Source organism: Rivularia sp. UHCC 0363, from assembly GCF_034931125.1.
GTDB lineage: Bacteria > Cyanobacteriota > Cyanobacteriia > Cyanobacteriales > Nostocaceae > Rivularia.
This window is the reverse complement of the sequence record NZ_JAYGHM010000002.1, coordinates 167,204-181,514: the sequence shown is the minus strand read 5'-3', so window position 1 is coordinate 181,514 and position 14,311 is coordinate 167,204. Positions and strand designations below refer to the sequence as shown.

At 39.3% G+C, this 14,311-nt stretch carries 8 protein-coding genes and 1 tRNA gene; 2 read left to right on the top strand and 7 right to left on the bottom strand.

What is annotated here, in order from left to right; translation table 11 throughout:
- Window positions 1–22 precede the first annotated feature (22 nt).
- From VB797_RS02015 to alr, 7 genes are all read right to left on the bottom strand, one after another.
- The gene (locus VB797_RS02015) at window positions 23–3,073 is read right to left on the bottom strand and encodes a hybrid sensor histidine kinase/response regulator (protein WP_323235947.1); all 3,051 of its coding nucleotides are present in this window, start codon (window positions 3,071–3,073) and stop codon (window positions 23–25) included.
- Between the two features lie 344 nt (window positions 3,074–3,417).
- The gene (locus VB797_RS02010; protein ID WP_323235946.1) at window positions 3,418–6,240 is read right to left on the bottom strand and encodes a methyl-accepting chemotaxis protein; all 2,823 of its coding nucleotides are present in this window, start codon (window positions 6,238–6,240) and stop codon (window positions 3,418–3,420) included.
- Between the two features lie 62 nt (window positions 6,241–6,302).
- On the bottom strand, window positions 6,303–6,806 hold the full coding sequence (locus VB797_RS02005; protein ID WP_323235945.1) for a chemotaxis protein CheW: 504 nt from the start codon (window positions 6,804–6,806) through the stop codon (window positions 6,303–6,305).
- Between the two features lie 4 nt (window positions 6,807–6,810).
- Window positions 6,811–7,188, bottom strand: coding sequence for a response regulator (locus VB797_RS02000; protein WP_323235944.1), 378 nt, complete (start codon window positions 7,186–7,188; stop codon window positions 6,811–6,813).
- Window positions 7,189–7,270: 82 nt separating this feature from the next.
- Window positions 7,271–8,347, bottom strand: a complete 1,077-nt coding sequence (locus VB797_RS01995) for a response regulator (RefSeq protein ID WP_323235943.1) — start codon at window positions 8,345–8,347, stop codon at window positions 7,271–7,273.
- A 1,442-nt stretch (window positions 8,348–9,789) separates the two neighbouring features.
- Window positions 9,790–9,871: transfer RNA gene (locus VB797_RS01990), tRNA-Leu, on the bottom strand.
- A gap of 142 nt (window positions 9,872–10,013) precedes the next feature.
- A complete protein-coding gene (gene alr, locus VB797_RS01985; RefSeq protein WP_323235942.1) occupies window positions 10,014–11,201 on the bottom strand; it encodes an alanine racemase in 1,188 nt (395 codons plus the stop codon).
- 419 nt (window positions 11,202–11,620) lie between these two features.
- On the opposite strand from alr, the gene VB797_RS01980 reads away from it, so the two are divergent.
- The gene (locus VB797_RS01980; RefSeq protein ID WP_323235941.1) at window positions 11,621–12,118 is read left to right on the top strand and encodes an HNH endonuclease; all 498 of its coding nucleotides are present in this window, start codon (window positions 11,621–11,623) and stop codon (window positions 12,116–12,118) included.
- Between the two features lie 773 nt (window positions 12,119–12,891).
- Window positions 12,892–14,187 (top strand): bifunctional oligoribonuclease/PAP phosphatase NrnA, encoded by a 1,296-nt coding sequence (locus VB797_RS01975; RefSeq protein WP_323235940.1) that lies wholly within the window; start codon window positions 12,892–12,894, stop codon window positions 14,185–14,187.
- Window positions 14,188–14,311: the final 124 nt, after the last annotated feature.

Sequence of the window (14,311 nt, the reverse complement as noted above, 5' to 3'; positions counted from 1 at the left end):
CATAACTTAAACAATCCCATCATCAACCCTTGCTAACTCCAGCTACAGAAAAAATAATGTCGTCCAAAGTTCGTAGTAATTCTTGTTCGTTGTAAGGTTTGGAGAAGTAAGCCCTCGCACCTAACTGCATGGCTAACTGTCTGTGCTTATCGCTACTGCGAGAGGTCAGCATCGCAACGGGGATATTTTTAAAATCGTCGTTTGATTTGACCCGACCTAAAAAGCCGTAACCATCAACCCGAGGCATTTCAATATCACAAATTACAGCCTGTACGCTTAAACCACTTTGAAGTTTTTCCAAAGCATCTTGACCGTCTTTTGCTTGTTCTACTTGGTACCCACCCTTTTCTAAAGTTAATGCTAAGAAGCGGCGGACGTTGATCGAATCATCTACAATCAAAATCGTACCTTTGCCCTTAGTTACGTGTTCTACAGTTTGTTCCTCTGTTTGATTGAGGAAAGCTGTTTTTAACTTTGTTGATGGTAGTTGATTGTTTTTAGGAGTACGTTCGTTAGCAGCTATCCAGTAAAGTAATTCTCCAGCATTCACTAAAGCTACTACCCTACCATCACCAAGAATCGTACAGTTGTTAAAACCTGCTGGTAAAGGTATGTCTCCTTCAACCCGACGAATCGCAACTTCCATTTCTCCCCAACAGCGGTCAATTTGTATTGCTACCAACTGATTGCTGTTTTTGACAATTAACACGCTACTGGCATTAATTGCTGGAGGAGTTTCCAAGTCCGGGTTGTTATAACGAGGACAGTTAAACTGTAGATAATCAGCAAGTCCAATTAAAGGTAAAGTATTTCCTTGCCAATTTAGAACTTCCCCACCACCTACAGAGACAACTTGTTCTTCATCAAGTAAAAATATCTCCTCTACCACATCCGTTGGGAAAGCTAATAACATTCGACTGCTTTCTACCAACAAAACTCGGGAAACCGATAACGTGAAAGGCATTGACAGCGTAAATGTGGTTCCAACTTGGGGTACTGTATCAACTTTGATATCTCCCCGTACTTGCTTGAGGTTGTTACGAACCACATCCATACCCACACCGCGACCGGATAATGCTGTAACTTGGTCTGAGGTAGTAAATCCAGGCTCAAAAATTAACGATAATATTTCTTCATCGGTAGCCTGATTAATTAAAGATTCATCCAACCCCATTGCGATCGCGCGTTCGCGAATTTTATCGAGTGAAATACCGTTACCATCGTCGCTCATGGTAATTACGGTACGATTGGAACGGTTGATAGCTTTGATTTCAATTAAACCTTGCTCTGATTTGCCTTGCTTTTTTCTGGTGATGGGGTCTTCAATCCCGTGGTCAAAGGCATTTCTGAGCAGGTGCATCAAGGGGTCGTTTAAAGCTTCTAAAATTCTCCTTTCAATTAAAATACTAGCTCCTTCTATTTTTAACTGAGCATTTTTACCGTATTCTACGCACAAATCGCGTAAAGCTCTGGGAAAACGGTCGGTTAAATCTGCTAGCGGACGCATCCGCACTTGAGTCAGCTTGCGCTGTAATTGTTTTGAGGTTTTATTTAATTTCCGCGAAATATTATCTGTATCGTCAAGACCAATTTGAACATCTGTTGTTACCTCTTGCACCATGACGATGGTTTCCATCACTTCTTGGGAAAGCAGGCTCATTTCGCTATAACGATCCATTTCTAAAGCATCAAATCCGTTATTGATGCTATCCGATTCATACTCGTTGCGATCGATGTTCGTACCTTCTCCCGGAATCAGTGCTAAGGATGGAACGGGATATGGTACTGTAGCTTGGGTGGCAATTTTATCGTATGAAGTACGCAAACGTTGATTTTCGCGATCGAGAACCTGTACCCTTTGGCTGAGATTGCGAACTAGCTTACGCAATCTTTCCATTTGCAAGTTTAGTCCGTTGCGCTGAATAATCAGTTCGCCAAATAAATCGTTAATTTCTTCGAGTTGCTTGCTCGGTACCCGGACTGTATTTTCTAACGGTTCGCTGCTTCGAGCCGCAACTGGTTCGGGTTTGCGTTCGACAAATGGTTGGTTTACAGCAGGAATTTCTTGAGTGGTTTCGAGTGTATGTACCTCGACTTCATCAAACTCAGAAACAGCGCTTTCTTGAGCAAAAGCCGCTTCTAAAGCTTCAAAATCTGCGGTAATTACATCGTCAACAAGCCAATTTTCCGTATCTTCTACTAATTCTATTTCTTCTATGACTCCGGCTTCCTCTACTTCTGCTGGTTGTGTAAAATCTGCTTCTACAACATCAGTGATAGATTCAGCTTGCTCTATTTCACCCAACTCTAGGTGTGTAGGTAGACTTTCAATCTGCGAAGTTAGCACCAAAGCTTGGGAACGTCGCCATCCAGCAAGGGCTGCACGGGCAATTTCTTCGACTTGCTCCTGGGGAACAATTTCTAACAAAGAGCTAACCGACTCGCAAAAGCCGCTGAAAGCCTGCAATTGCAGCATTTCGCCCAACCCAGCCAACTCCGCCGCCATAATCGCAACTTCTTCCTTAAGACAAGGTTGCTCGCGATCGGCTAATACTGATTCCAGACGCTGCAAACACCCTTCGACTTCCGTTTCAAATAGCAAGGGTATGATATCTTGCCCATCTTCAGGGGATAGCATTGAAGAAGCATCTTCTGGACTGGGGTCTCCCAAACGCTCGTGCAACTCTTCAAAAACCGGGTAGCAGAAACTTGCTAACCACTGCTCGTCTAATTCATGAGATTCTGAATGCAGTTCTACTATCTGCCGTAGCCAATCGACTCCAGATAAAAGTAGACTTTGTAATTGGGTATCTACTTGTAACGAGCTTTTCCTAGTTTTAAGAACTTTGAATGAATCTTCCAGACGGTGAGCCAAATCGCTCAGAGAGCGAAATCCCATCATTGCCGCTCCTCCTTTAATCGAATGAGCGGCTCGAAGCGCGGAGTTGATCTTTTCCAAATCGATGCGATCGCTGGTGTCGATTTCTAGCAATACCCCTTCAATGGTGTTGAGGTAATCGCTAGCTTCCTCCAGAAACTGCATTTGGATTTCAAATTCTTTGTCCTGTGACATATTATTTGTCCCTAGCCATTAGTCATCAGTTATTAGTTCTTAGTCACTCAATTTTGGATTTGCGATTTTGGATTTTGGATTGTCCCCATGAATAAATATGCCTTTGGTACGCTGCGCGTTAACCAAGCCTGCGCTTTCCGCTTACGGGGGGCTTGCCGACTCTACGATGCAAGAATTTTGGATTGCTGATTTTATGATTTGGAAATTTTAAAATATTTACATAACTAAAGTTAGGAGCATATTCTTTAAAATCCAAAATCTAAAATCTAAAATCTAAAATCGGTTTAGTTGTTAGTTCTTAGTTATTTATAACTACAAACTCAATTACTAGTAACCAATTACTCTTAACTGACCTTGAATGTACCGACACTTTCTTGTAATTGTTGGGAAATTGCAACAGTTTGTTGCAGCGATTCGGAAACCTGACGGGAAGAAGCACTAGTACGCTGGGAAACAGCAGCGATTTCTTTCATCAAAGCGCTAACCTGGTGAGATGTTGCTACACCACGATTTGTAGTTGTAGAAATTGACTGTACCAAGTCATCTATTTGACGCGAAACCTCTAGAATCTGATTTAATGACAGCTTAGCATCTTCCACAATATGTGTCCCTTCGACCACCTGAGATACTCCTACTTCCATTGCCTGGACAACATCAGTAGTTTCACGCTGGATATTTTCCACGATTTGTTCTATCTCGTTGGTGGCGGCGGCACTTCTTGCTGCTAATTCTCCGACTTCTTCGGCTACTACTGCAAAGCCTTGACCTTCTTCACCAGCTCGGGCGGCTTCAATTCCGGCGTTGATTGCCAGCAGATTGGTCTGCATGGAAATCTGGTTGATCAATGCTACCACACGAGAAATTTGTTGCGTAGATTCACCCAAACGTTTGACTTTTTTAGCAGTTTCGCCTACGGTTTCACGCAAACCAAAGATGTTTTGTACTGTCAACTCCATTGCTTTTCCGGAATTCGCAGCGGTGCTTCTAGCGGTATTAGCAATCACGGCTGCTTCTTTAGCATTTTCCGCCACTGCTTGCATTGATTGTGTCATCTCGTCAACGGCATCCAAGGTGTAAGTGATTTCCGCAGCTTGAGAAAGCGCTTCTTCTGCTAAAAGGCTAATAGCACCAGAGTTATCACCAATAGCTTGATTCACCTTGGTAGCAGAGGTTTTAACTTGAGTAACAATGTCGCGCAAACTTTCTACAATGGAGTTGAAAAAGTCGGCAACCGTACCGATGTCACCCGCAGTTACGTCAGCACGTACCGTTAGGTCTCCCATCGCTGCACCTTCTACTTCACTCAACAACTCAATTAACTGCATTTGCAGTTCTTCTTTTTGGTGTCTTTCGTCGTCGGAATCAGTTTGAGCTAGTTGTCGTGCTTTCTCAACCTCTTCCAAAAGTTTGGCTTGTTCTAAAGCAAAACCAATTTGAGTTGCCAGTTGTTTAAACAAATCAACTTCTTGCTGCTGCCAATCTCGCGGAGTTTCACAATTATGAGCAATCAATAGACCCATTAAATTGTCTTGAATTAAAATCGGTGCAACTAAATTAGCCTTGACCCCAAACTGTTCCAACATTTTTATGTAGCAACTGGCTTGCTTCAAACCTTTGTCTTCATAAATGTTGGCGATCGCTCTGACCCGCCCGTTTTTATACATTTCAACTTGACGTTCGCGGAAACAAGGGTCTTCGATGTAAACCCCCATCATTTTGGGAAAGCCAGCGCTTACGGATTCGGCAATCACCGCTCCATCCCAGGTTTCGGGGTTGAATTCATAAATAACTACTCGATCTGTTTTCAAAGCTTGACGGATTTCTCGAACTGCCGTTTTAAGAATATCGTCGGCTTTGAGGCTTCTACGGATACGCAGGGTAATATCTGCTTTTAACTTTTCCCTTTGTGCTTCTACTTCTTGTTCCTTAATTAGCAACTGCAATTGAGATGCCATTTGATTGATATTGGTATTTAACAACCCAATTTCATCTTCTGCTCCCACATCCAAACGGGTGTTAAATTGACCTTTACCTAATTTAGCAACTGCCTGTGTAGCATTCAAAATCGGCTGCGTAGCCTGTTTCGCTAACCATGCTGCAATAAATGCCACAGCCAAAGCCGTTAATCCTGTCCCTAAAGCAATGGTTAACAGCAAATTTCTTTGCGGTGTAAATGCAGTAGAGGCATCGGTTGCTAAAACTACATCCCAATTCAAAGGCTGCAAACCTGGTACTTGAATTTGCTCTGACGAAGGTATGTAGCTTACCAATTCAGATTCCGCATTTTTATGTTTTATAACATCTGTAAAAGCTTTTTCTGTAACGGGTTTTTGAGGTATTTCTGGATACTCTTCTGTCAGGTTTTTACCTACATATTTTTCTTCTTCACTCAGAAAGATTTGATTTTGAGCATCAGCAATATGATATTCTTGCCCCGGACTGGCATAATTTTTAACTACGTTTTTCAACGATTTAGCAGGTATCCGCGCTATCACTACAGATGTAGTTTCCCCGGTTTGAGGATTCTTAATTGGAGCAGCGGTATAAATATTGAAGCTATTACTAGACTTAGAAAATACTGGCTGACCGATCGCAGGATTGCCGGTATTTTTAGCATTCTGAAAAGAATTTAAATTACTTTGATTGCCAAAATTATTCCCTTGGGACTCAACGAGTACATCCCCATTCAAATTAAAAACACCAATCCCATCGTATACTTGATAAATCTCCACATAGTTATCCAGCACCGCCCTTTGCTCGCTAGAATTCCCAGTTCTAATAGTCGGCAGATTCGCTAATACCTGAATATCTCCATAGCGTTCAAACATGAAACGGTTGATTTTGTCCGCAAAACCACTTGTTTGTGCTTGCTGCAACTGAGAAATCTTGTTACTTACAGATTGGCTAGCAACGATGTAGGCTCCCGCACCAATTATTAATACGGGAAACGTGCCTATTGCGATCGCCAAAATTGTTGTTTTTGTACTTAAGCTCAGCCGTTTAAATCGAGACATTAAACTATTAGAGCTATTAGAAATGTTGTCGGTATTTCCTCCAGTCATTTGTATAGAAGATAGTTGTACTGCATTATCAGTCTTACTAGAAGATGAAAGTGATGCCCTCTCTTGAGCATCACCACTTTTAGCCGAATCTGTTTTATTAAGCATAAATTAATTGCCCGGTCGTGGTAAATTATTACACTAAATGTCCATTAATTTTGTAGTACACCCTACTCACTGCGGAGATTAGAAGAATGCACTATGGCTTGTGCATCTAATACCAGTAATATTTCTTTTTGTTGCACGACGCATCCGCGTAAATAGGGAACTAAACTAGATGCAACCTGACCTACAGGAGAGCGAATTTCATCGCTATTAAACCTGAGAGTACCGATAATTTCATGCACTACCAAGCCTAAAATCATCGATTGAGTCCGAACAATTATTACACTATATTGTCGGGGACGATTCTGGGGGGATTGTAGATTGAGTATCTTAGGTAAGTCAACTACCCAAACGATCCGACTTCGCCAATTCATTAACCCCAAAATTCCAAAAGGCATATTAGGCATGGCTGTAACGGACTCCACAGACACTACCATTGCCTCCTGCGTCTGCTTCATCGATAAAATAGCAGGAGTTTGTGGATTTATAAAAAACTTCAGATAACCATCTCCCAAGTTTTGTGTATCCTGGTTTTGCCCTGCTCGTAATGTAATGCTTGAATTATTCATTTATTCAAATTGCTATTGATTTAATCGCACGTAAAAGTTCTTCACGAGTATAAGGCTTGGTAAGATAAGCATCAGCACCTTGTCTCATCGCCCACAAACGGTCAATTTCCTGATTTTTAGAACTACAAATCACAATGGGAACTTTCTGAGTCGCTGGATTTTTTTTCAATGAGCGACAAAGCTCAAAACCACTCATTCCCGGCATCACTACATCAGTAATAATTGCATCCGGTTTTTCTAATTCTAGTTTTTCTAATGCCTCTACACCACCTGTAGCTTTTATTACTTTATATCCACTCTCGTTTAAAAAATGACTGATTAATTCCAATTCACTAGGTGAATCTTCTACTACTAAAATCGTTCCGAGCAAAGTAATACTCATTTTTATCTATCCTTAAAAATCGATCGGTATCTATTAAATTAGGTTACTATTATTCGCGTTACTCGCGGTAAATATTGATAAATCAACTGATATGTTTAAAAACTATCTTTAACAACTCCGATTGTGTAAAAGGTTTGGTCAAATAGCCAGAAGCTCTGACCATCTTTGCTTTCGCTCTATCTATAAATCCAGTCCTCCCAGTTACCATCACGATCGGAATGTTTTTAAAAGCTGAATGTCTTCGTAGCAAGGAACACAATTCATAACCATCTAAATTTGGCATTTCTACGTCTAATAAAATTAAGTCTGGTTTGCTACGCAGAATTTGCATCAAAGCTTTTACCGGGTCATTAATCATCACAACCGAGAAATTATCTTCGTCCAAAAAATGCTTAATCGATTTCAAGATTGTTAAACTATCATCAATACAGGCAACTGTATATAACCGTTCTTTGGGACTATTTGAAATATTTATATTTTGATTCTCTTTATTCTCCTTGACAATTTCTTTTATAGTAAGATTTTCTAATTCTTTTTCAACATCTGGATCGGGTTTAACCTCTATAGATGCCGCGTTTGTTTCCTTTTCTATAGATAGCGGTTCCCCTGATGTCGCTTTTTGTTGGCTAATGCGGCGACTTCTCAACTCTTTTTGCACGTTCTCTACCACAGAACGTAAATCTAAATGGCAGAATATTGGCAGGTCTTCTAAAGCATTCTCATTCCTAAATTCGTAACTTCCTTCTTTTATTGTAAGAAACGATTCCAATACTTCCTTCGCTAATTCATTTACTAAAGTTGCTGCTTGAGGATAAGTGATGTAATCACCATCAACTAACCAGCAAATTGCTTGATAATCTGCTTGAGAAACTGACTCCTCTTTGTCTTCAAACTTCATACGCATTTGTATGCGTGCCGAACTATTCAAAGTCGGGATTTGCTGGTTCAATTGTCGTAGGTGAGTATCAAGTCGTTCAAACAACTTATCCGAACAAGAAGCATAAGTAAGTTTTCCTTCCTCCAGATAAATGCTCCACGAATTTGAGTTAGTAAATACTCTTAAACAACCTGTAGCATGACGACTGCTTAGCTGTGCCAGCAAAGATAAAGGATGAAGTTTCTGGAATAATTTGTAACCATCTATAGGAATTGTACTCATTTTGACGTTACCACTGCTAAATTCAATCAATTTAAGTCTAATTTTTTCCGATTTTTCTCTGAGATAAAAAAATCAAATCTATATATTTTAGTAATAAATAAAACCAAGCCTACTATCTGTATGTGTGACAAAATCTTGATTAACAAACGTTTAAGAATAATTTCTTTCCTCGACCGTTTAATTCTAGTTATATAGCTTACTTGTACTGAGGTTAACAGAGATTTTTAGATAGGAAGTAAAAAAACTATGAAGACTACTTAAAGGTACTGAGTTAGGACTTAAGTACGCAATTTAAAGATTTGAGTCATTAATGCCGATTGAATGTTATTTTATCAAGTTATTGCTTAAGTATTACTACTTAAGTATAGTACGGCTACTTTATTACGCTCCTTACTTATGTAAAATATTTCTAAATTATTATTTACTCTCAGATAATCAAAGCTAATTAGATATCTCCGAAAGCAAACAACGATTGTAGCCTTTATATTAAGGTAGCTATCGGTAAATATAAAGTTTAAGTTTATACATTACAAAAAATTATGATTTTTAAATCGGCTGCAAGTTAGCTTTATTTATATAGTTAATTACGAACATTCAGAAATTAATTATGATAGATACTTAGTAAAATTTAGTATTTTAAGCCTTTTTATTCCCGATTACACGCAAACCTTCTTTCTTGAATAATTTGGCTAGATACTTGATTTATGCTCTAGGAAGGGTCTAAACCCTTATGTTAGACGTTTTCGATAAGTTTGAGCTAGTTACTGTAGCCCCAACACTAATTAGCCTTAAAATTTATATATTTTGTAAATCTTAACTATTTTTAATATACTTTAATCAAAAATTTACAGCCGATTTCATTTGAGTGAGGTGAAAGACATATCGTTATAAGGGAGTAGGGGAATATACCTCATTTATTTGCAAACTGCTGTATTTATAGATTCGCCGGATTGCAATCTTAAGTACTGAAAATTTCTTTGGTATGATTTAACTAGCACCCCACGGTGTAAATAAAGTACCTATTTTTTTTACCCCAATTGAGATCGTAATTAATGTGATTTCAATAGAACTAACTCAATGGTCAGAAGTTGGGTTTTTATACTACCCGCTGCGCGTATTACAGATACTTGTTCTAAAAACCCGACTTTTCAACGACGAGTGTCGCGTCTCAAAGCTGGTCTAGAAGTCGTTTCAATGCGTTATCACGGTTACTATGTGGGTACCTGACTTACGCAGAACTGTACTAGATCAATATTTTGCGTGTTTGATGCCCGTTATTTAAACCTGCTCAAATATGGAACTGAGTATTAAAAGCTCTGTGAGCAAAATTATAGTCTTATGTTTAGCGATAGAAGATGAAGCGCACTTCTTTGTGATATCTGATCGGATAAACGCCTACAGAAAAAGGCTTTATCCTACAAAAACCAAGGAAAAATAAAAAATGCGGATGAAAGGACTTGAACCTTCACGCCCGAAGACACTAGAACCTAAATCTAGCGCGTCTGCCAATTCCGCCACATCCGCATCCGCATTTAGCATACCATAAAAAAACATTTTTCAGAATAATTATTTTTTTATTTTGAAATTCACCTAACAGGCGCAATATTTTGGCTCGCAGTAAGGACTTGATTCTTCGGGATGAGAAGACAGTCCTTGCCACAAATAGCTAAATAATATTCACGCGAGGTAAACGATGTTTGAAAGAGCAAAGAATTTCCCAAGAAATAGTGTTTAATTGATTTGCCCAATCCTCGGCAGTAATATGGTGTTGACCTTCAGACCCAAGAATAGTCGCGATTTCTCCTTCTTGTACGTCAGGTATCGCACTAATATCTATCATTATTTGATCCATAGTAATTGCACCAATTTGAGGTACCTTTACTCCTCGGAGCAAAACTTGCATTTTATTAGAAAGATTGCGCGGTATTCCATCTGCGTAACCAATTCCTACGACTGCTAAACGCATTTGCTCGTTCGCAATAAATGTATGTCCGTAACTAACACCAACACCTTTTTCAATTGTTTTAACGTGAGTGACTCGCGCTTTTACCTGCAAAACCGGCTTTAAGTCAATAGTCGAGCGCAGATGAACTGATGGGTAAAGTCCATAAACCGCCAACCCTACCCGAACCATGTCGTAATGTAAAGATTTATCGCTTAAAGTACCGGCAGAATTTGCTAAATGCAGCCTGGGTATTTCTATCCCAATCTCTTTGAGAATGGCGATCGCACTTTCAAAGCGCTGATGTTGCAGTTTCATTACGGTCGGATCGGGGCTATCAGCGGTTGCTAAATGAGAATAAATACTGGCAATCTGAAGATGGGGCAATCGTGCAACTAACTGGACGAACTCAGCACAATTGTGCCAATCAGTACCCAAGCGCGACATTCCGGTATCCAATTTCAGATGTACCTGTAAAGGTGAGTCAAAGTTTATCGCTTCTAAAATATCGGAAAATACTAAAGCTTGTTTCGCACTACAAAGTGTCGGTTCGAGATGCCAACGAGCAATTGCCTGAACTTGTTCATTCGTATAGGTAGCACCTAAAATCAATATACGTGCTTGAATGCCAGCTTCTCTTAACTCAATTCCTTCTGGAACTGTGGCAACACCAAGCCAATTCGCTCCCGATTTTAAGGCCGTTTGGGCAACGCTCGCAGATCCATGTCCGTAAGCATCTGCTTTAACCACAGCCATCAACTGAGTGCCTGGTGATAACAGCTTACGTATTTGAAGTACATTATTAGATAAGGCTGTTAAATCAATTTCTACCCAAGCACGTTGCGAAAACCAAGTATAAGTATCACTCTTATCAGTCCAACTGACGATTTTGTTTTGTTCGTGACTTAACATTTACTATCTCCCATTCACAACACTTCCATGTAGGCTTCCGCTATGAATTTATTCTTTTTTATAGAAGCCGCTCGGGTCAATTTGGAAGTTTACCGTTATTCAGACGGAGAACACAAGAATTATAATTATTAATTCTTAATATATTTTGTTACGGTGGCTTATTTCCGAAATCGTGAATTGCACAATTCTATTGGCTCTTATTGATTCTTATTAATTGTTTTAACGCTTTTCATCTCTTAGCAAGACGCGAAATCCAACCAAATCAACATTGCAACTTACTGTCAAACAGCCTTGATTTAAGTATTGATTGCGTTCCGAGCAAGTGCCTATATGCCACAAGCAGTATAAATTTAACTCATTCCCAAATCGAAGCCAATTTGTGTTAATATATGTAAAACTAATACCTTGAGCGACTATCAATGGGAAAGGTTTTAGTCTTAAACGCTTCTTACGAACCGCTCAATATTACGAGTTGGCGACGTGCTGCGATTTTACTAATTAAAGGAAAAGCAGAACGGGTAGAACATAACGGTAAATTTATTTACGCGGATTTTCCAGCCCCTACTGTTATCCGGCTGCGCTATTATGTGCGCGTCCCTTACAAAGAAATTCCTTTAACCCGTCGGAATATATTGCATCGCGATGGTCATACTTGTCAATACTGCGGCTACAAGGGCGACGACTTAACACTAGATCATGTAATACCGCGATCGCGTCGTGGAGGCGATAGCTGGGAAAACATCGTTACAGCTTGCGTCCGCTGCAACGTTAAGAAAGGAAATCGAACACCGCATGAAGCTCATATGCCACTGCATCATACTCCACGCCGACCTTATAGTAGCCTCTACTTTGAGGTCAGTAAACATCTTAAAAGTGGCTTGCATCAAGAATGGCAAAAATATGTTATCGGACTTTGACATAAACCCATTTGTCACAAGTTAGGCATAAATTGCTTTGTAAGGCAAATTAAGAAGCTTATATGCGAGCGACAGTTTAAATATTGCCGTTTAGATTTTGCCCTGGAAATTGGCTTAATTAAAGATAGGCTTCTGAACTATATAGTTACACGACTATTAGATCCGAGCAGCACAATCCACCAGCAAAAGCCGTCTTTCCATTGGTCAGTGACAAGAACTATAACATTTTACATCAACTTTACAAAACGGCAAGTAGGGTGCATCTAAATATTATTCTGAATATCGTGGAAAAAGTTAAATGAAATTACTTTAAAAGAATCAACAACTTTATCTGTTGAAATACTTTTGTTTAGAAAAATAGCAGTATAATATTGTGTAGAGCAATCTGTGTGACGTTTGCAGTCAAATGGTAAGCGGCGAATAAACGGATTTAACAGCCGAGCTTCTAACAGCTTTTGTCGGTACTAATAAATCGAAATGTGCCATGTTAATAAAAGTAAAGTTACTAAAATAGTTGCTTTTATAAGGTTTATGTGCGGGATTATGCTTCCGAGATAAAATGCTAGTGAAACCCGTTCTACTAAGCTTCGGACAAGTAGCTTAGCTCTGATTGAAATAGGAAATTAAGTTAGCCTAGTTAAGTTAACAAATTAGAAATATATTTGATATTAGCGCTTTGCTACATAGAGTGCGAAAATTGTAGTATGTGCCAGGTGAAAGCATTTATTATTCAAACTTGAATCCCAACCTCTCACCTACGACAAACCTTTTCTATGCAAATAAATTATCACAATAAGCAGGTTGAGAAATTGCAATTGACCCCAGATTCAGCCTTAAGAAGTGTTGAAAGTAATCAAAATTCGTTAGAAGAATCGCTTCCATCGAAAAAACTGTCTATTGGGACAGTGATTGAGAGCGGTAATTTTGGAGCAGGCTTTCGTACTAATTCTGTAACTGTTCAAAAATCAGAACAATTATTAGAAACGCTCAAAAAACATAAGCACGAGCGTCAAATAATTATTTTACAGGATTTCCCCGACCCCGATGCTCTTTCTTCAGCTTGGACTTATCAGCTGATTGCCGAGCAATACGATATTAAATGCGATATTAGTTATGCTGGGACTCTTTCCCATCAAGAAAATATTGCTTTAGTCAAGCTGACTAACTTACCAGCAACACGTACCCCCTTACAAAACTTTAAGAAACGCGATTTATCATCCTACCAAGGTTATGTTTTAGTCGATAATCAAGGTACAACCTCTGCTTTAGTAGATGTAGTTAAAGAAGCAGGAATTCCGCTGATTGTGATTGTAGACCATCATAATTTGCAGGGTGATTTTAAATCAGAGTTTGTTGACATCCGTCCCGGAGTCAGGGCAACGGCAACAATTTTTACTCAGTACTTGCAAACGGGGTTATTGCAGCTAGATAGCAGTATAAGCGAACACGTTAATTGTGCAACAGCCTTGATGCACGGCTTGCATTCAGATACAAATCGACTGATGCAGGCTAAAGAAGAAGATTTCATCGCAGCAGCTTATCTAAGTCGATTTTATGACGGTCAGTTGCTTAACACGATACTGCGGGCAACTCGTTCCAAGCGAGTCATGGATGTTATTGAACGCTCTTTAAAAAATCGAATTGTGCAAAATAACTTTTCAATTGCTGGTGTTGGTTTTTTGCGTTATGAAGATAGAGACGCAATTCCCCAAGCTGCTGATTTTTTAGTGACAGAAGATAACGTACATACCGCACTTGTTTACGGTATAGTTCACGATGAAGATGAAGAATTGGAAGTAGTTATTGGTTCTTTGAGAACGAATAAACTAACTTTAGACCCCGATGAATTTATTAAAGAAGCCTTTGGACAAGATAGTATGGGTCGTTTTTTCGGTGGTGGACGTACCAGTGCGGGAGGTTTTGAAATTCCGATGGGTTTCTTGTCTGGAAGTAACGAAGACTCGGGTTACGCCAAAATGAAATGGGAAGTATACGATACCCAAATCAAGCAAAAATTATTGAAATTGGTTAATCCAAAAGATAATCCAATCTCGTCTGATGATGAGTAATCAGGAGTTAGGAATTAGGAGTTAGGAGTTAGGAGTTAGGAGTTAGGAATTAGATAATTACCTATCAATTCAATCCAACATAAAAGCATCCGTTGTTAAAATCCAAAATCTAAAATCTAAAATC